This window comes from Carnobacterium sp., assembly GCF_040274425.1.
On the sequence record NZ_JBEMBC010000013.1, the window covers coordinates 33,567 to 52,529 of the forward strand.

General features: G+C 35.0%; 15 protein-coding genes. 2 read left to right on the top strand and 13 right to left on the bottom strand.

Annotated elements, in window-relative coordinates:
• Positions 1-182: 182 nt before the first annotated feature.
• The 4 genes from ABS911_RS04365 to ABS911_RS04380 form a co-directional block, all read right to left on the bottom strand.
• Entirely contained in the window at positions 183-1,511 is a 1,329-nt protein-coding gene (locus ABS911_RS04365) for a 6-phospho-alpha-glucosidase (RefSeq protein WP_350466492.1), read from the bottom strand.
• A 34-nt stretch (positions 1,512-1,545) separates the two neighbouring features.
• Positions 1,546-3,150: a PTS transporter subunit EIIC gene (locus ABS911_RS04370; RefSeq protein ID WP_350466493.1), complete on the bottom strand. Its 1,605-nt coding sequence runs from the start codon at positions 3,148-3,150 to the stop codon at positions 1,546-1,548.
• 123 nt (positions 3,151-3,273) lie between these two features.
• The gene (locus ABS911_RS04375) at positions 3,274-4,044 is read right to left on the bottom strand and encodes a MurR/RpiR family transcriptional regulator (RefSeq protein ID WP_350466494.1); all 771 of its coding nucleotides are present in this window, start codon (positions 4,042-4,044) and stop codon (positions 3,274-3,276) included.
• 23 nt (positions 4,045-4,067) lie between these two features.
• Positions 4,068-4,706 (bottom strand): SGNH/GDSL hydrolase family protein, encoded by a 639-nt coding sequence (locus ABS911_RS04380; RefSeq protein WP_350466495.1) that lies wholly within the window; start codon positions 4,704-4,706, stop codon positions 4,068-4,070.
• Between the two features lie 328 nt (positions 4,707-5,034).
• Here ABS911_RS04380 and ABS911_RS04385 point away from each other — a divergent pair, with 328 nt between their 5' ends.
• Together ABS911_RS04385 and ABS911_RS04390 are read left to right on the top strand one after the other, a co-directional pair.
• The gene (locus ABS911_RS04385; RefSeq protein WP_350466496.1) at positions 5,035-5,643 is read left to right on the top strand and encodes a 50S ribosomal protein L25; all 609 of its coding nucleotides are present in this window, start codon (positions 5,035-5,037) and stop codon (positions 5,641-5,643) included.
• A 171-nt stretch (positions 5,644-5,814) separates the two neighbouring features.
• Complete coding sequence (locus ABS911_RS04390; protein ID WP_350466497.1) at positions 5,815-7,101, top strand: hydroxymethylglutaryl-CoA reductase, degradative; 1,287 nt, start codon at positions 5,815-5,817, stop codon at positions 7,099-7,101.
• Between the two features lie 231 nt (positions 7,102-7,332).
• Here ABS911_RS04390 and ABS911_RS04395 read toward each other — a convergent pair whose 3' ends face one another.
• The 9 genes from ABS911_RS04395 to ABS911_RS04435 all read right to left on the bottom strand — a co-directional run bounded on the left by ABS911_RS04395 (position 7,333) and on the right by ABS911_RS04435 (position 18,762).
• Complete coding sequence (locus tag ABS911_RS04395; RefSeq protein ID WP_350466498.1) at positions 7,333-8,505, bottom strand: hydroxymethylglutaryl-CoA synthase; 1,173 nt, start codon at positions 8,503-8,505, stop codon at positions 7,333-7,335.
• A gap of 394 nt (positions 8,506-8,899) precedes the next feature.
• Positions 8,900-10,318, bottom strand: a complete 1,419-nt coding sequence (locus ABS911_RS04400; RefSeq protein ID WP_350466499.1) for a glycoside hydrolase family 1 protein — start codon at positions 10,316-10,318, stop codon at positions 8,900-8,902.
• Positions 10,319-10,446: 128 nt separating this feature from the next.
• Complete coding sequence (locus tag ABS911_RS04405) at positions 10,447-10,776, bottom strand: PTS lactose/cellobiose transporter subunit IIA (RefSeq protein ID WP_350466500.1); 330 nt, start codon at positions 10,774-10,776, stop codon at positions 10,447-10,449.
• Between the two features lie 31 nt (positions 10,777-10,807).
• Positions 10,808-11,125, bottom strand: coding sequence for a PTS sugar transporter subunit IIB (locus tag ABS911_RS04410; protein ID WP_350450950.1), 318 nt, complete (start codon positions 11,123-11,125; stop codon positions 10,808-10,810).
• A gap of 157 nt (positions 11,126-11,282) precedes the next feature.
• Positions 11,283-13,982: a sigma-54-dependent transcriptional regulator gene (locus ABS911_RS04415; protein WP_350466501.1), complete on the bottom strand. Its 2,700-nt coding sequence runs from the start codon at positions 13,980-13,982 to the stop codon at positions 11,283-11,285.
• 34 nt (positions 13,983-14,016) lie between these two features.
• Positions 14,017-14,733, bottom strand: coding sequence for a GntR family transcriptional regulator (locus ABS911_RS04420; RefSeq protein WP_350466502.1), 717 nt, complete (start codon positions 14,731-14,733; stop codon positions 14,017-14,019).
• Positions 14,734-14,904: 171 nt separating this feature from the next.
• On the bottom strand, positions 14,905-16,185 hold the full coding sequence (celB, locus tag ABS911_RS04425) for a PTS cellobiose transporter subunit IIC (RefSeq protein WP_350466503.1): 1,281 nt from the start codon (positions 16,183-16,185) through the stop codon (positions 14,905-14,907).
• A gap of 229 nt (positions 16,186-16,414) precedes the next feature.
• A complete protein-coding gene (gene gmuD, locus ABS911_RS04430) occupies positions 16,415-17,809 on the bottom strand; it encodes a 6-phospho-beta-glucosidase GmuD (RefSeq protein ID WP_350466505.1) in 1,395 nt (464 codons plus the stop codon).
• A gap of 155 nt (positions 17,810-17,964) precedes the next feature.
• Positions 17,965-18,762: a histidinol-phosphatase HisJ family protein gene (locus ABS911_RS04435; RefSeq protein ID WP_350466504.1), complete on the bottom strand. Its 798-nt coding sequence runs from the start codon at positions 18,760-18,762 to the stop codon at positions 17,965-17,967.
• Positions 18,763-18,963: the final 201 nt, after the last annotated feature.

Here is an 18,963-nt window from a genome sequence, read left to right on the forward strand (position 1 = left end):
TTGAGGCTTGAAAGCCTGAAGGTTATAAGCTTCAGGCGGTCTCATGGCTCTATACAAGCAAACCCGTTCATTTCAGAAGAAATTTTAGTTTGATGCACCAACACTATTTATCATACAACCTAAAAAAGGCAAGAAAGGTGAATGCAGGTCACTTTTCTTACCTTTTATTTATTAAACTCTTTTTAGTTTAATTCTGGCCAGAAACCTTTGTTTGCTACAATTAAATCATCCAATAGATTTTTAGCCACTTCTGCATTTGGAACGATTTTTGATAGACTTAATGCTTGCCATAATTTTTGGTAACTACCCTCAATATAAGCTTCAACGACCATTTTTTCAGCTGTAACTTGTTGCAGCATCAACGCTCTTTCAAAGTTTGGAATTTTTCCTTGAGCTAATGGTTCTGGACCATCGCTGCCCACAATACAAGGAACTTCTACCATAGCGTCATCATCAAAGTTGGCGATAGCGCCATTATTTTCGACGATCAACAACATACGTTCATGTGTGTTGAAGGCAATCGCACGAGCTAAGTCAACGATAAAGGAAGCATGGCTGTCAATGTGGAAACCGCTGTTTTCAGCAGACCCTTTTTCAATAATTCCTCTAGCAGCTGTAAATACTTCTTTTTCACGCCCAGCCATGACTTCGTTTGCGCGAGTAAATTCTGGATTTGAATGAGCTACTTCATAATCTGGATAGAAGTAGTATTTCAAATACGTATTTGGCAAGAAACGCGGTTCGATCGCCAATAGATCTTTTGCTTTTTTATGAGTGGCTTGCCAACTTTCGTCCATGTGTTGCGTATCCACTTCTACTTGAGTCAAGTAACCATTCTCAGCAACGTATTCTTTAATTTCATCTAAATATTCATGACCAGTGGCTATGTCTTTCACACTAGTCCACCAACCAAAATGATTTAATCCAAAGTAACGAACTTCTAATTCGTCAGGTGTTTTGCCGATGATTTGAGACATTCTTCTCAACGTTCCAACAGGCATGTCACAAATATTCAATACTTTTGAATTCGGACGCATCACACGACAAGCTTCTGCTACGATTGCAGCTGGATTAGAATAGTTTAACATCCAAGCATCAGGAGAATATTTTTCCATATAATCGATGATTTCCATCATTCCCGTAATACTGCGCATCCCATAAGCGATCCCGCCTGGTCCACAAGTTTCTTGACCAACGATTCCATATTTTAAAGGAATTTTTTCATCTTGTTCTCTCATAGCGTATTTCCCAACACGAATATGTGCCATAACAAAATCCACATCTGTAAAGGCCGTTTCTGGATCTGTTGTGTGTGAAAACTTCACTTGAGGAGCTTGTTCTTTTAAGAGAATTTCTAATGCATCTCCTAAAATACTTTGTCTCTCACCATCATTATCGTATAGTTTCAATTCTCTAATGGGGAAACGATCCATATTATCCAATAACATCATAACAATTCCTGGCGTAAATGTACTTCCGCCTCCTGCAATTACGATTGAAAATTTTTTCATTTTTAATGACTTCCTTTCAATTTGCCTAATTTGCTTACTCTTCTGATTCTCTACCTAAATACTGATCGACTGCTTTTCTGACGCTATTGACTTGTAAGCCATAAACAACATGGACATTGTGGTCTTTAACGATGACCCCGCTTGCTCCTGTATCATTTTTTAACGCTAACTCATCAACTTTATCTGGCTGATGCAACGTTAATCTCAATCGTGTGTAACAATTGGTTACGGTATTGATATTTTCTGGACCACCCAAAGCTGCAACGATCGTGCTTGCTAAACCATTTTCTTCTTGAGGTGCTCCTTCATTAGTAGGTACTTTTTTAGTTTTACTTTCGTTGTACTCATTCTTAGAATAAAGTTTTGTTTCTTGACCGGTATCTTCACGACCGATTGTTTTAAATTTAAATGTTGTAATCAAGAAACGGAAAGTAAAGTAGTAGATGGCGAAGAATACGAGTCCTACTAAGATGTACATTGGCCATCCAGTTTTCTCAATTCCCAAAGGCACATTGTACAATAAGAAATCAATAAAGCCATTTGGCCCGATAGCTCGTACGCTCAATAAGTTTAATACGACCATGCTTAATCCACTTAATACTGCATGGACAATGAACAACAATGGTGCTACAAACATAAATGAAAATTCAATGGGCTCTGTTACCCCTGCTACAAATGATGTCACTACTGCAGGAATTAAAATAGCTTTTGCTTTATTTTTATTTTCAGGACTTGCTGTTTGGTACATTGCTAAACAAGCACCGATTAAACCGAACATTTTAGAAATTCCACGTGCATCCCAGATCACACTTGGAGATAAGATGCTGACGCTAGGATCTGCAATTTCAGCAAAGTAAATGTTTCTAGCTCCTTCGAAAATTTGTCCACCGACTTCTTGAATGCCTCCAAGTGAAGTGTATAAGAAAGGCGTATAAACCAAGTGATGAAGTCCAGTTGGAATCAATAATCGTTCTAACATTCCATATAAGAAAATCCCAAAATTTCCACTTTGATTGATCAATGTTCCTAAACTGTTGATACCACTTTGGAAAAATGGCCAAATATAAGTAAATGCAATAGCCAATAATACTACCACTGGAATCAATAGAATAAATACGAAACGAGTACCGCCATAAATCTGGAATGCATTATTAAATTCTTTCTCACAAAATTTATTGTGTACAATTGCTGTTACTACCCCTAATATAATGCCAAGAAAAACGCCCATATCTAGAACTTGAACACCCAATACCATCGTCTGTCCTGTTCCTTGTAAAGATTCTCCTTCGAATAACAATCCGCTGATTTCCATAAATTTGTTCATTGCATTAATAAAGACTAAGTAACCTAAAACTGCTGTAAATCCAGCTTCAGATTTTTTCTTGTTCGCTAGTCCCACCGCTAGCCCTATACAAAAAATCAAACCTAAATTATTTAAAATAGATACTAAAGAACCGGATAGAATCGTTCCAAATCCCATTGTGATCGGATTATTCAAAAAGGGAACGGTTTCAATTAGCTTTGCATTTGTAAATAAATTACCGATTGCAATCAAGATCCCTGCAATAGGTAAAATTAAAACCGGTATAAACATAGCTTTGGAAAAACGCTGCATACCATCCATCAATTTCTCTTTCATACTTCTTGCCTCCAACTTTTTATTGTTTCGTTTCTTTTGATAAATTTAGTTTATCTTGAAAACGGTTTATTGTATAGCTTTTTGGGTACATAAAAAACGTGTTCCGCATTTTAGAAACACGTTTCACTTATTCGCTGTTTTCTTTTGTAATTCCTCAAGATAGGTTTTGAAAATAAACTCCACTAACATCAACAACCTAGGAAAAAAACTATTTGGCAGCATATTGCGATCATCCAGTTTATTATTGTCATTAATCTTAAAGTTCAAATCAGACAATTCTGCTGCTCGATTGGTTGTCTCCTTTGTAAAAGTGATCGTAAAAATCCCTTGATCCTTTGCTACCAATAGTTTATCAATCACTTGTTGTGTTTCCCCAGATTTTGAGATCACAATAAAGGCACCAATATCTTCTAGATTATTTTCAAATACACCTATTGAGTCCGTTCCAGTTGCGATAACTGTTTTTTTACCTAAAACCAACAATTTTTTGTACAAATACTCCGCTGCTATTGCCGAAAAACCTGTTGCATAAATAAAAATGTATTTTTGTTTTAAATGCAAAACCTGTTGAACAAACTGTTTGATATCTTCTCTACTGTTTTCTTTAAAAAAATCTTCCTGGCTAATACTCAAAAAATCTTCATCATTGTCTGCAAGGTGATCATCTGTCTTCTTAACCATTGGTAGCAATTGGTAATACAAGTCAATAAAACCTGTGTAGCCCATTTTTTTTGATAATCGAATAATGGTTGAAGGAGAAGTAAAGTTGTCTTTAGCAATCTCACGTACACCTCTTTCTAACACATCATCGATATTCTCAATAATATAATGCAAAATTTTTATATCCAATTCGGATAGATTTTTCCCTTGAATCAATTTACTGATATCATTCATTTGTCTTCCCTCCTATCCGGTCATCAATCATTTTCTACTGCTTCAAGCCATATTTCCGCAATCATCTCGTGACCTTCTTTCGTCGGATGCACCCCATCTTCTCCTGTTAGAAAAGTAAAACCTTGTTTGATCCCTATAGCATTCAATAAACCATCTAGTGGAATTAAATCCGCTTGAAATTCGTAAGCAAGTTTGCGTACTACTTGAATGCGCGGATCTAAATCACTACGCCACATTTCGCGATCAGTTGGATAAGGAAGGACAAAAGGCTCCATTAAAATAATTTGACGGACAGAATTTTCTACCAGTGTTGTTAACAAAGTGCGGTATTGCTGCTCAAAGTGTTGCAGATTTTCTTGATTGCCAAACTGATTTTGTCCCACCGTATGCCATGTATCGTTTATTCCAATCAAAATAGATACAACTGTTGGATTTAAAGAAAGACAATCCTCATCCCAACGAGTAGCCATGTCATTCAACTTATCTCCTCCAACTCCTCGATTAGAAAAAGTCAGCTCTAATTCGTCATAACGTTCCTTTAAAGTAGTTGCTACCATTAGAGGATAGCCATGACCTAAATCTACAGCATTTGTTCTATCACGGCCAACATCTGTAACGCTGTCCCCGATGAATAAAATATGGTCTTTAGGATTTAATTTCATAAATAAAGTTCCTACCTCTCATTAAGAGTACGTTAACTATTTACGCATCTGTAACCGCACTTATTTTTTTACACGACATTCTTAAATTAATGTCTATTTAATAACTTTAGTTTACCTTTATTCTTTTAATCCAGCAATTCAATCTTCAATTTTCAACTTAAAAGATGTAAAAACATAGCACGGTATTTTATTTATAAAGTCATTAAAATAGCTTTTTACATTTTTCTTTGTTACACTATATAGTGAGAGTTTTGAAAACGCTTTTCTAGTTTAACTAGTTAGGTTAACTCAAACCACTCATCACCATAGTTTGAAAGGGGAAAATAATATGAAAGTCAATGCTACTTTAAGAACAGAGGTCGGATCTTCAGCGGCTAATCGTGCAAGAAGAGAAAAAAAAGTAACAGCCGTCGTTAATGGAAAAGGTATCACAAGCACTGCAGTATTATTAGACAGCAAAGAATTAGATAACGTTTTAAAAACATTAGGTAAAAATGCTATCTTTGATGTTGCCGTTCAAGATGGTGAAACTCATCAAGTTATTATCAAAGAGATCCAAAATGCAACTCTTGTAAATCAAATTTTAGACGTTGAATTACAAGTTATTCAAAAAGGAGAAAAATTAACGGTTACTGTTCCAATTAATGTTTTAAATGCTGAAAATGTTAAACGCGGTATTGTTTCTCAAACATTAAATGAATTAGAAATCGAAACTCTTCCAACAAATATCCCAACTGAATTTACTGTTGACGTTAGTGCATTAGAAATTGGTGACGCACTATATGTTTCAGATATTAAAGTTGACAAAGCAATCACTGTATTAAGCGATGTTGAACAATCTGTTGTGAGCGTATTGCCTCCATCAGTTGAAGAACCTGAAACGGCTGTTGAAGCTGTTGAACCTGAATTAATTGGTGAAAAAGAAGAAGCAAAATAATCATTCTTGGCCAATTATTAAAAGAACGAAACTAACGGAAACCTTCCGTCCATTGCTCTAATAGCTCTGGATGGAAGGTTTTTTATTTGTATTGATCATAAAACAATTGCAATTATAAGAATAGAATATGGTAAACTCTGAATAAGAGAGAATCACAAGGAGAATACTAAGATGGATAAAACCTATTTAGATAAATTTTATAAAATGAATCATGCTGAAAGAAAGAATGCTCTTGTTGCTTCAGGTAGCCTAACTTCAGATGACTTGTTGCTAACCAAAGGTCTACTCTTATCAGATGAGTTAGCCGATAATATGATTGAAAACCATTTAGCTAATTATGAGCTACCGTTAGGAGTCGCTTTGAACTTTTTAATCGATGAAAAGGACTATATCATACCAATGGCTATTGAGGAACCCTCTGTCATTGCTGCCGCTAGCGCCGGAGCAAAAATCATTGCTCAAGCAGGCGGTTTTAAAACCACTATTTCAGAACGCATTATGATTGGGCAAGTAGCCTTAAAAGATGTTCCTGATATTCCTTTTGCCAAAAACAATTTAACTCAACACAAAAATGATATACTAAAAAAAGCTAATGACGCTCACCCCTCTATCGTTAAGCGTGGAGGCGGTGCAACAGATTTGTTCATTCGTGTAATTGAAGCGGATGCTGACGCTGGCACACCGGAGTTTTTAATGGTTCATTTGCACGTATCTACACTTGAAGCTATGGGCGCCAATATCATTAACACTATGATGGAAGGCATTACAGCGTATCTTGAAGAGTTAACAAAAGGAACGGCTTTAATGAGTATCCTTTCTAACTATGCGACAGAATGTCTGGCTAGTGCAACTTGCCAAATACCTGTAGACCTCTTGAAAAAAAATGGTTATTCCGGTGAAGAAGTTCGTGACCGTTTGATTGAAGCTGGTCAATTAGCTTATGTGGATCCTTACCGGGCAGTCACTCATAATAAAGGCATTATGAATGGCATTGATGCTGTGGTTTTAGCGTCCGGCAATGATTGGCGTGCTATTTCTGCTGGTGCACATGCTTATGCTTCACGCAATGGACAGTATCGTGCTCTTTCTTCTTGGAAACAAGCTGAGAACGGCGATTTGCTTGGTCAATTGACATTACCTTTGCCTGTAGGGTCAGTTGGCGGTTCGATTTCAATTCATCCTGCTGCTCAGTTCAGCAAACGCTTATTGGGCGATCCATCGGCTAAAGAGTTAGAAGCCGTAATCGTTTCCGTTGGATTGGCTCAAAACTTTTCAGCACTTAAAGCATTAGTGACTGAAGGGATCCAAAAAGGGCATATGGGCCTGCAAGCTCGCTCTTTGGCTATCAGTGCTGGAGCAACCGGCGCAGACATTGAACAAGTCGCTGAGCAGTTAAAGTCAGCTAGAAATATGAATTTGGCTACAGCCAAAGCTCTACTCAAAAAGATTGAATCATAATAAACAGAAATACTTAAATGGTGCCTGAAACTCGTGCTATTCTTCAATCCGACTTTTCCATGGAAGAGTTGGATTTTTTTATTGGTTCACTCTTTCGTGAAGACCATTTCCACGGAAGAGTGGCTCATCACATCAATTAATACAGTCAAAAAAAACTCATTTTCATCTCTGATGAACGTTCTCATCAAGAATGTAAATAAGTTTTTTTATTTGGATCTTTTCTCAATACTTTTAGTTTGCTTTATTTACGTATTGACGCATATTATCTTTCATACCCGCCAAATAAATAGTTGCTGGCTCTTTTGTAGCGTCAAATGTTGCAGTAGATCCATCAACTGGGATCGTTTGTTGGAAAACTTCCTCATACTCTTCAATCGAAATCTCTGTTCTTGAAGCAAACAATTCAGTATGATTCTTTGTTTGTAGATATTCACGGTAATTCGGTTGCAAAATACCTGTAAAGAACTCTCCTACTGCACCTGAACCGTAACTATATAATCCAATTCTTGAACCATCTTTCAACTGTTCGCTTTGTTCAAGTAAAGAAATCAAACTTAAATATAGTGATCCTGTATAGATGTTTCCAACATTGCGATTATAAGTTGTGCTTGATTGATAATTAGCCAACAACTTTTCTTGAGTAGCTTCATCAGCTTCTTCTACTACTGTTCGCAACGCTTTAAGACCCATTTTAGTATAAGGCAAATGGAAACAGATGGCTTCAAAATCGTTTAAATTTAAACCTGATTTAGCTTTGTATTGTTCCCAAACCATTGTAAAAAAGTGAATGTACTGTTCATTGGAGAATTTTCCATCAACAAAAGCTGTATCTGAATAAACCGGACGCCAAAAATCCATAATATCCGCTGTTAAGTAGGCACTTTGATTTTCTAATGCCATGATTTTTGGATTGGCACTAATAACCATAGCTACCGCTCCAGCTCCTTGAGTAGATTCTCCAGAAGTATTTAATCCATAACGCGCAATATCAGATCCCAACACCAATACTCTACTTTCTGGATTTAAAGCGATATGACCTTTTGCCATTTGAATTCCTGCAGTAGCTCCATAACAAGCTTGTTTCACTTCAATAGAACGAGCATTTGGATTTAATCCTAGCAAATGATGCACATACACGGCTCCTGATTTTGAATTATCGATACCTGATTCTGTACCAAAAATAACAAAATCAATTTTTTCTCTATCCGTCTCATCTAATATCATCAATGCTGCATTTGCTGCTAACGTTACTGGATCTTGTGTGATAGGAGCAATGGCCATTTTTTCTTGACCAATCCCAATTGTAAATTTTTCTGGCTCTACATTTCTAGCTATTGCCAATTTGTTCATATCTACGTACATATGTGGTGCATAAAAACCAATTTTGTCTATTCCAATTTTCAAAAGAAAGGACTCCTTTTTTATTTAATGACTTCTCTTATACAGCTTCATATTCAGTGCATACCTGCCTATTAACCTGTTCTACATCAGCATTCTAATAAATAATAAGTTATTCACAGTTAAAAAACAACTGTTTGCTTGCAATCTAAAGAGAAGCTTAAGAATCTAATCGCTAGATAGACAGAGATTTAATGTACACCCAATAGTCTTCCCTTAATTTATGGTCTTTCGATATACTTTTTCAATTAATTGAGTACATAACTGATTCAATTTATCCGCTGTTGAAATGTCTTTAATAAAATCCCTTGAAATTCTTATTAATAACGTAAAAAAATGGTAATCTATTAATACTAGATTACCATTTTTATTCTTATTAACTGTTTGAGTTAGTTGTTAATTATCTGATTTGCGATTTATCTGGAACTTCAAAAACACTATTTTTAATAATGTCTTGGTACCAAAAAGCCGATTTCTTTAATGAGCGGTCTCGGTTGTTGTCTAAATCGATTCGAACCAATCCATAACGATTCTTGAATGCGTTCATAGGAGATACACAATCGGTAAAAGCCCATAACATATACCCTTTACAGTTTGATCCAGCTTCAGTTACCTCAATCAAACTATTCAAATGTTCTGTAATAAACTCGATGCGGTAATCGTCTTGTACGACTCCATAGCTGTCCATAAACCGCTCTTCATCTTCAATACCCATCCCATTTTCTGTTACCATCCACGGGATATTTCCGTACTCATTTTTTATACGCATGCCGAAATCAAACATCATTTGAGGATAAATTTCCCATCCTCTAGACTTATTCATTTTTCGTCCAGGTAATTCAAAATGATCATAGTAGAACGCCGGATGGAAAGGTGTTTGCTCATTCCATTGGTAACTTGGTGCCTTCACACGATTTGGATAATACAAATTAATTCCTAAATAGTCTACCGTATTTTGCGCAATAATAGCCAACTCTTCATTTGTATGATCAAATAAGATACCGTGTTTTTCTAGTAGTGGGAACAATTCTTCAGGATACGTACCCTTAACCAAAGGATCTAAATAAATACGATTGAAAAATAGATCGTACATCTCCGCTGCTTTTTTATCTGCTTCTGAAGAAGATCTTGGATACGTTACTTCTGGATTCAACACAATACCGATTTGGCCATCATAATTATTTCTATGATACATTTCAACAACTTTTGCGGTTGCCAAAACTTTATGGTAATTCCATTGCATCCATTTTTTTGTGTTTTGTTCATGTGGATAACGAATAGCATCTAAGTAAGTGCGTGTTTGGATAACAACAGGCTCATTAAATGTAAACCAGTATTTTACACGGTCTGCGTAACGGTCAAAAACAATTTCTGCATATTGCGTAAATAGTTCAACAACTTTTTTTGAACTCCAGCCATCGTAGTTATCCTGTAAATAAGTTGGTAATTCATAATGCTCAAGACACAACATAGGTACTACACCAGCTTCAATCAAGCTATCTATATAGCGGTCAACAAATGAAGCATAGTCCTCGTCAACTTCCAACGTTTCATAATTCGTAAAAAATCTCGACCAATTTATTGAAGTTCGAAAATGGGTTAACCCAATTTCTTTCATCAGATCAATATCATCTTGATAGCGTTCATAAAAATTAGTTGCGACTCCTGGACCGAAGCCTTCATGCCAGACATGTCTTTCGTTTTTATACCATGTATCAAGATATGAATCTTGTCCTTCTTTTTTACCTTTCCATCCTTCTGTTTGCCATGCGGATGACCCAGCGCCAATAATAAAATCCTTTGGAATTTGTTTTTTCAATTTTATACTCTCCTTCATTTATAGATTCAGTTAAATCTTATACCTGCCAGCTTTACGCTCTTGACAGACAATAAAAAGCCATAAAATGAAATTTTTATGACTTTTCATGACTTGCTATGAACTTACATTTAGTCTATTGATACCCCTGCAAGTTTTTTATATACGTCAACAACTTCAGACGCCATATCTCTAAATGTTATAGCATTCATTAAATGATCTTGGCTATGCACAGCTAATAAAGAAACCGTTAGCTCTTCACCAGAAGCTTCTTGTGTCAATAAACTCGTTTGAGCATGGTGAGCTTCGACTAAAGATTTATCTGCTGCATCCAATTTTTCAGCTGCTAATGCAAAATCATCTGTTTTTGCAGCATGAATAGCCTCCATTGCATCACTTTTAGCGTTTCCTCCATGGATAATTAACCCCATGATTGTTTCTATATTTATTGCTTGTCCCACTTTAAAAACTTCCTTTCATAACCATTACTGATTAATTCATTAATTTAATAGCTTGATCTAATACATTTTCGCCGTTCATTTTTCCGTAATCTTGCATGTTGATAATGTCTAATGGAATATTTTTTCCAGCTAATTTCTTTTCAAATTGGCCTTTCATGAATCGAACTTGTGGTCCTAATAACATAACGTCAATATTTTTACTTGAAATGTTTTTATCTGCTTCTGCTGCTGATACTGCAAAAATTTCTGTATCCATATCGCGAGCTTTTGAAGCCGCTTGCATTTTAGTTACTAATAAACTTGTACTCATACCTGCTGAACATACTAACATAATTGTTTTTTCTGCCATTATTTATCACTCCATTAAGTTATTTGCTTTACACTTATTATAATGCAAGTATCGTGCCAACAATTTCAAATGTAAACACATTCAGAAAGCCTTTTCTTTAATCATTCCAACCTACACACTATAGACAAAAAAATACACACTTATTCAGTGTGTATTTTTAAATATGCAATTTTACTTGATTTTCAATAATCATTTGTGCAATATACGCAATCTCATCCTCTGGAATCGCCATTTGATATTGTTTTTCTAATGGAATAAGAGTTGCTTTGATCACATCCATAGTCATGCGATTTTTTTTGGCATATGCTTCTAACCCATGAAATTCACGAATAATCGTACCCGTTTGTAATCCTTCAATCAAAAATGCCAAATGCAGCAGCATACCCGTTTCCACTCCTGCTGGAATCATAACATTCAGCTGATTTTTCATTTGCTGAATTAATTTTTGCAAAAAGCGCATCAGTTGTTGGATAGAACCCACTTTTTTCAAAGTACCCGTCAACGATTGTATAATCTCGTTTATGGGAAGCTCTTCTTCTAATTGATTGCTTAGCAGCATTAATTTTTCATCGTTAAATATATCAAATGTGGTATAAAAGGGAATATTTTGATAGTCGAATTCAACAGTCCCTACTATAGCTTTAATATCATACGTTTCCATTAACTGATCAATTCGTTGCTTAAATGCTTCGCGGTGTAAAAATTGCAAAGGAATGATTTTCACCTTCGTAGAATCTACTACTGGAAGAATACGTTGCTCTAATTTTTTAGCTACTCCTTCTCCCGTAAAACAGGTAACCAATATGGCTTTCTTTTTCTTTGGATCCACTAACGTTAGTTGTTTTGTGCTGCTTTTCAATACCGTTTGGCAACTTTGATACATTTCCTCTAATGTACGGCCAATACTAGCCATTCTTACAGCTTCCAAAACGACTAAAGTACTCACCATCGGAAGTGTTTTAACTCGTATACCTAAATCTTCTGCTAACATATTTCCAAAAGTATTTAGTGAACCCATATCGGTTAAAATCAGCAGTCCTTGTTGGTATATTTCCTTATTCTCCTCAATCGTTTGACGCACCAGTTGGTACATTTCTTGAACTTTCATCGTCAAGGGCATATTAACAGCTACGCCAACTGTCGTTTCTAATAATTCTTTTACGGTTTCCAACATGCTGCTTGCGGTAGTTTTTCCATGCATCAAAACCATAACAGCTGTCATTTCTTCTTGTTTTTGAGCCATTTCGGCTTCTTCTTGTTTCGTTAAAAACAACGTAATAAACCCAATTTCTTCAAAAGGAATCTCCACAGAATAGGCTTCTTCAATCATAGCTGAAAGATCGATTGCTACTTGAAATTCTTTTGAATAGTTCTTTCGGATCTCATTCAAATTTGGAAAATCAATTCGTTGATTTTCCTCTATTCGTTCCAGAGCACTTTGCAGATGTAGAGCAAAAGCAAATTCGATTTTAGTAGAATACGAACGATGCAGCCGTTCTTTAGCAAGCGAATACATTTGTTCAACTAAATCTTTTAGTACTGGGTCAATAATGTGTTTGCGTACATCGGATGTGGTCGAAAGTGTTTTGACGTACTCATTAAAATAAGTCTTCTGTTCTTTATGCCCTAATCCGTCTAAGTGATAATTTTCTAAAAGATTCTCATTAGTCTTTTTCAAAAGATTCTTTTCGATCAATGGCACGATCGCTTTTTCCTTCTGCTGATAAGCTAAAGGGTCAGTTGAATCCGTTATTGGCATGTACGTAAATTCTGCTTGGTCTAGTTGAATCAATCGTTCCATCTGCTTGGGCATTTCTTTTATGGATAATAGTCCTTTTTGTACTTGTAGAGGCAAGTCTTTTTGATCAATTTTTAAAGAATGCCTGTTTTCCATTCGAACATTCAAAAATGCTTTAGCACAAACTAGTTTTAGATCTCTTTGAAATTGCCCAATATTTCCTTCTGGTTGATATAACATAAAAGCTAACAAAGCTTCTCTTTCAATGGTGATCTTCTGGTTAAGGCGTTGCGCTTCCTGTTTCAAAAAACTGTCAATTAACTCATACCGTTCTTCCACTGTGCGTTCAATTAACTCAGGTAAGGTTATAGCCATTGGGATTCTGCGAGTAAACGTTGACAATAGTACATTAGATTTTTCCGTTGTTGCTCCAATGATCAATACATTTGCATGATGCGTTTCATTGCTCTCTCCTAAAGGGCGATAAATTCCTTTGTCAATAAATGTGAACAACATTTCTTGGCCTTCAGGTGGCAATCGGTGAATTTCATCTAAAAATAAAATACCGTTATCGGCTTGATGAATAAGACCTGTACGATCTTGAGTAGCACCAGTATAAGACCCTTTTTTCACACCAAAAATATGCCCAAAAAGCAATTGTGGATTTTGAGCATAATCTGCACAGTTATACGTTACAAAAGGAGCATCTTTAGACAACGCTCTCGATTCAATCGCAAATTGATACATACATTCTGCAAATAAAGATTTCCCTGTTCCTGTTTGTCCAAAAATAATAGTATGCAACCCATTGGGAGGGTACAAAATAGCCGATTTTGCTTGTTGGACCATTTCCTTTAGAGAAGCTTCGTAGCCTATTAAGCGAGAAAAAGCGTTTATTTTAGAGTATTCTTCTTGCTCATTTTCATTAACCACTATTGATTGGTACAACACTGGACGTCCAGTTATCTTTTCTATTTGGTTTTCTTTATACAATTCATTTAAGTAACGACTAACATTTGCACGGTCCAAAGATAAAGCTAAGGCAATATCTTTGGCTGTTATACCTTTGTTCATTTCATTTAAATAATCTAATACTAATTTTTTACGATTATTCGTCATTTTTCCTCCCCCTTACTTTGAGAGTTCTATTCTTTTAAAATTTTTGATTCATATCGATAAACGTAAAACTACGTGTATCATAACGATGGCGACTTCGTGAATGCTCAAAAGGGCGACCATCTTTTAAGTATACGATTTGTTCAACTTCTAATACAGGATCATGAACACCGCAATTTAAATACTCTTGATCGTATTTAGAGGACTTATCCGCACGAATTTTACGAAACGCTCCACTAAAAGTTATATTTAATTCATCGTGAAGGTATTTATAAATGGAACCTTTAATGATGTCTTCCGTTAATCCGACTGCCAAATCCGTTGGCATGTATGTGTGTTCTAGAACATATGGTTTATCATCAAGAATTCTTAGCCTAATTAGATTATATACTGGCATACTTTTTTCAATCATTAAATGCTCCATCATTTCTTCATCGGGAAATTCAACTGTAAATTTAATAATTTTACTTTCTAACTTATGGCCTTGCATCTGTTTGGTTAAACCATCGTATTCATTAACAGCAGCATTTTTTTCATTTAAGGGAGAATTTTTCATCACAAACGTTCCTGAACCACGTTGGCGATAAATTAAGCCTTCCATAGCTAAGATATCTAGTGCTTTTTTTATTGTCATTCTGCTAACTTTAAATTCTTCTGATAGGGTTACTTGATCTGGGATAAGAGATTCCACTTTATATTCGCCATTTGTAATGCGATTCCTTATTTCATCTGCTATCGCTTCATACTTTACCATAGTGGTACCTCCTTGTTCTTGTGCTCACAATCATCATAGCTTAATTAAAATCATAAGACTAGCCTTATGATAAAAAAAGAACGATTCCCTTCAAAATTTGTACTAAAAAAAGAACTTACCTAAAGAGGCAAGTTCTTTTTTATTCATTGTTTTATGCCTTTTTATCTATTATTAATCAGCCATAGAAACAGTGTTTAGATTTACTTTATCAACTAGTTTAAGGAATGGGAACCAAATCAATCCGATAAGAGCCATATCGATAACTTGAAGTACTCCACCCATTACTGAACTTGTAGCCATGATTCCATTAATAATAACTGGGATTGTCCATGGTACTGTAACCCCTGTTGGAATTGGGAATATTCCTGTAGACATCATAGCATAGTTGAATGCTGTTGTTACTAAAGGAGCAAGAAGCCAAGGAATGAAGATAGAAGCATTTAATACTAAAGGCATTCCGAAAATCAATGGTTCATTAACGTTAAAGATTGCAGGTCCTAAAGCTAAGCGACCGATTTCTTTATTTTGTTTACTCTTCATAATGAAGGCTAACAATAACACAACGATTAATGTACTACCTGATCCACCCATACCAACAGTGTAAATTTCCATAAATGGTTTAGTTACAATATGTGGTAAAGCTTCACCAGCTTTATAAGCATCAAGATTTTCTAAAGCTAATGTGTTCCAGATTGGGTCCATTACTGAGTTAACAATAATTTGACCATGTAATCCAAAGAACCATAGGAATTGAACAAAGAATACTGCGATCAATGTAGCTGGCAATCCGCTACCAAGAGCTGTTAAAGGCTGTTGAATAGCTGTGTAAACAACATCATGTAAGTTAGTATTGAAGAATCCAACTACTGCTGCATTAAGCAATAAGAAAGTTGTTAAAGTAATAATAGCAGGTAATAAGGCTGCAAATGAATTTGCAACTGCCGGTGGAACACCGTCAGGCATTTTAATAACAATACCTTTTTTTACAACACGTGTATATATTTCAGCTGCGATAAATGCTGCAATCATACCGATGAACATTCCTTTTGCACCAAGACGATCTAAAGCTAACACACCAGGTACTGCTTCTCCTGATTCAGTCAACATTGAGAACGGTGTCAAAATCAAGTAAGAAGCTAATGAAACTGCTCCACCGAAGATACCTTCGACATCGTATGATTTACTTAAATAAAATCCGATACCAAACGTAACAAAAATGGTCATAATCGACATTGTAGCATTTTGCCCATTACCGAATAAGTTACCTAAAGTACCTTTTGTAGCATCGCTGAAAAATGGCAAGTTATTTAATACAACTACAATTGAACCAAACATGGTAATTGGAAAAGCAAGCATGAATGCGTCACGTAAAACTTTAAGGTAACGGTTTTCGCCTAATTTCCCGGCAATAGGAAGTAATTTTTCACCAAGCATATCAATAAATCCATTCACTGGTATTCCTCTTTTCTATTCTTATTTTTCTAAGTAAAATAAATACGTAATACTTTGTAAAACAAACTAAAAATAGGCCTCTTTTTAGTTTTCATCAATTAGTTGAAATCGATTACATATGAATAATATCATTTTTAATTTTATATGTCTAGTCTTTTATTTAAAAAAACTGAACTTATTTAAAAAAAGCGCAATTCCCTTTTGGAAATTGCGCTTTTTCATCAGTTAATTAATCAAAACCATTAGCGTCGGATACTTCTTTAAACCAACGTCCACTCTTCTTAACCGTTCTTTTTCCTTCATTTTCAATATCAACGGCTATAAATCCATAACGGTTTTTATAAGCATTTGTCCATGACCAGTTATCCATACATGTCCACATATGGTACCCTTGTACATTGCTGCCTTCTTGAATGGCTTGATGCATATAAGTTAAATGATCTTTTACAAATTCGATACGGTAATCATCTTCTATACTTCCATCAGGATTAACATAGGCTTCTTCACCTTCTACACCCATTCCATTTTCAGAAATGTAGCAACGAATATTGCCATAGTTTTCTCTAAGGTTTGTTAAAATATCATAAACACCTTTTTCGTAAATTTCCCATCCACGGTAAGGATTCATTTTACGGTCAGGTTTGATGTAATTGTCAAAATAATCATCTGGCATAGGACCATCAGCTAATTTTTCTGATGATTCTTTCGCTTTGATACGACGAGGTTGGTAGTAATTAACTCCCAATAAATCGACAGTATTATTTTTTATAATTTCTAAATCGTCATCTTCAATAGTAGGTAAATGATCGATTTCTTTCAATAACTCGACTAAATCTGTTGGGAATTCCCCTTTAACAGAAGGATCTAAGAATGAACGATTAAAGAATGCATCAGCAAGTTGTGCTGCTTTTACATCTTCAGGATTGGTTTCGTCTCTTGGATAACTTGGTGTCAAGTTCAGAATGATCCCAATTTCGCCGTCTAAGTTCATTTCATGATAAACTTTAATCGCTTTAGCACTTGAAAGCACTTCATGGTATGCAACTTGAACAGCTTTTTTCATATTCACTTCATTGGGATAATGGAATTGATATAAGTATCCACCTTCAACTGGTACGATAGGTTCATTATGTGTAAACCATTTTTTAACTCGATCACCAAATAATTCGAAACATTTTTCAGCAAATTTTACATAAGCGTCCACTGTTTCTCTATTTAACCAACCGCCTTTTTCTTGTAATTTCATAGGCATATCAAAGTGATATAAGTTAATAAAAGGTTCAATATCATTTGCAAGCAATTCATTGATCACATCATTATAAAATTCAACAGCTTTTTGATTGACTTCCCCTGTGCCATTCGGAATTAAACGGCTCCATTGAATAGAAGTTCTAAATGTTGTATGTCCTGTTTCTTTCATTAATTGAATATCTTCTTTATATTTTTCATAAAAGTAAGAAGTTTTCTCTGGTCCTACTTGGTTAAAAAATTTTTCTGGTTCTTCACGGTACCAATGATCCCAAATATTATCCCCTTTGTTATCGCCTTCAAAAACGCCTTCTGTTTGTGGTCCACTAGCTGCAGATCCCCACCAGAATCCTTCTGGAAATTCGTACTTCATTATATTAAACACTCCTTTTTTTATCTTCACACCTAGACAAATTGTCTAGTCTTTTACATAAAACAAGTATACATTTATAAAAGGAATATTACAAGATGTTAGCGCTATATTTTTAAAAAAAAGAAAACACCCCTCAAGGTTATTTTCTCTTTTTATACCTATTCGAAATAAATTTTACTCGGAATTCTTTTTTCAAATACAGTTATCCCTTCAAATCCAACTTCTTTTGCCCTATCAATGGCTATTTCTTGATTTGATCCTACTGTTTCTGATCGATGCGAATCAGAGCCAATAGTAAGAATCGTGCCTCCTAATGAGTGATATAAATGCAAAATTTCTATTGAAGGCAATGTTTCGTTTAATAAATGATTCGATAATCCTGATGTATTGATTTCAATTCCGATACCACGCTCAATCGCTTTACGTAATATTTTTTCAATAATTGATTTATAGTCAGCAAAGTCATAACTGCCAACTGACTCCACTGCGTAGCGTTTAATCAAATCTAAATGAGCAATCACATCAATATCGGCATACGCAACCATTTCATAAACTTCTTCAAAATAGTTACGGTAGATTTCTTGTGACGTTTTATTTGCCATAAATGTACGCAACTTTTCTTCATTTATATTATGAACTGAGCCCATAATAAAATCTATTTCTAGATTAGCTAAAGCCTCTTTGTATTTTTCTTTCATCAAATGCGGTTCGCACAATTCAATCCCAGCTTTTATCACTAATTGGTTTCCGAATAATTCACGACATTCTTTAATTTGGGAAAAATAGCGTCTAAAATTCATGTGACCATACGTTGGAGCTTTAGGATTTACAGAAAAATGCTCAGTAAAACAAATTTCATTTATTCCTTTTTTTATTGCTTGTTCACACACTTCTTTCATCTTTGCTTGAGAATCAAATGAATTGTCTGTGTGATGATGGTATTCTGCAAGATACATTAATTTCCGCTCCTTAGCCTTAATTTGTTTCCAAAAAATAAGATAACCCTCTATTAATTGGGTTACCTTATTCTAGTTTAACTCAATTTACATAGCTTATCACTAAACTGATTACTTTATAGTTCTTTATAGTTCTTTATAGTTCTTTATAGTTCTTTATAGTTCTTTATAGTTCTTTATAGTTCTTTATAGTTCTTTATA

Excerpts from the sequence above, each read along its gene's own strand:
- ABS911_RS04420 (WP_350466502.1), bottom strand. The coding sequence starts at position 14,733 with ATGGTAAAGTATGAAGCGATAGCAGATGAAATAAGGAATCGCATTACA.
- ABS911_RS04415 (WP_350466501.1), bottom strand. The coding sequence starts at position 13,982 with ATGACGAATAATCGTAAAAAATTAGTATTAGATTATTTAAATGAAATG.
- ABS911_RS04380 (WP_350466495.1), bottom strand. The coding sequence starts at position 4,706 with ATGAAATTAAATCCTAAAGACCATATTTTATTCATCGGGGACAGCGTT.
- ABS911_RS04365 (WP_350466492.1), bottom strand. The coding sequence starts at position 1,511 with ATGAAAAAATTTTCAATCGTAATTGCAGGAGGCGGAAGTACATTTACG.
- ABS911_RS04385 (WP_350466496.1), top strand. The coding sequence starts at position 5,035 with ATGAAAGTCAATGCTACTTTAAGAACAGAGGTCGGATCTTCAGCGGCT.
- ABS911_RS04435 (WP_350466504.1), bottom strand. The coding sequence starts at position 18,762 with ATGTATCTTGCAGAATACCATCATCACACAGACAATTCATTTGATTCT.
- ABS911_RS04370 (WP_350466493.1), bottom strand. The coding sequence starts at position 3,150 with ATGAAAGAGAAATTGATGGATGGTATGCAGCGTTTTTCCAAAGCTATG.
- ABS911_RS04410 (WP_350450950.1), bottom strand. The coding sequence starts at position 11,125 with ATGGCAGAAAAAACAATTATGTTAGTATGTTCAGCAGGTATGAGTACA.
- ABS911_RS04390 (WP_350466497.1), top strand. The coding sequence starts at position 5,815 with ATGGATAAAACCTATTTAGATAAATTTTATAAAATGAATCATGCTGAA.
- ABS911_RS04375 (WP_350466494.1), bottom strand. The coding sequence starts at position 4,044 with ATGAATGATATCAGTAAATTGATTCAAGGGAAAAATCTATCCGAATTG.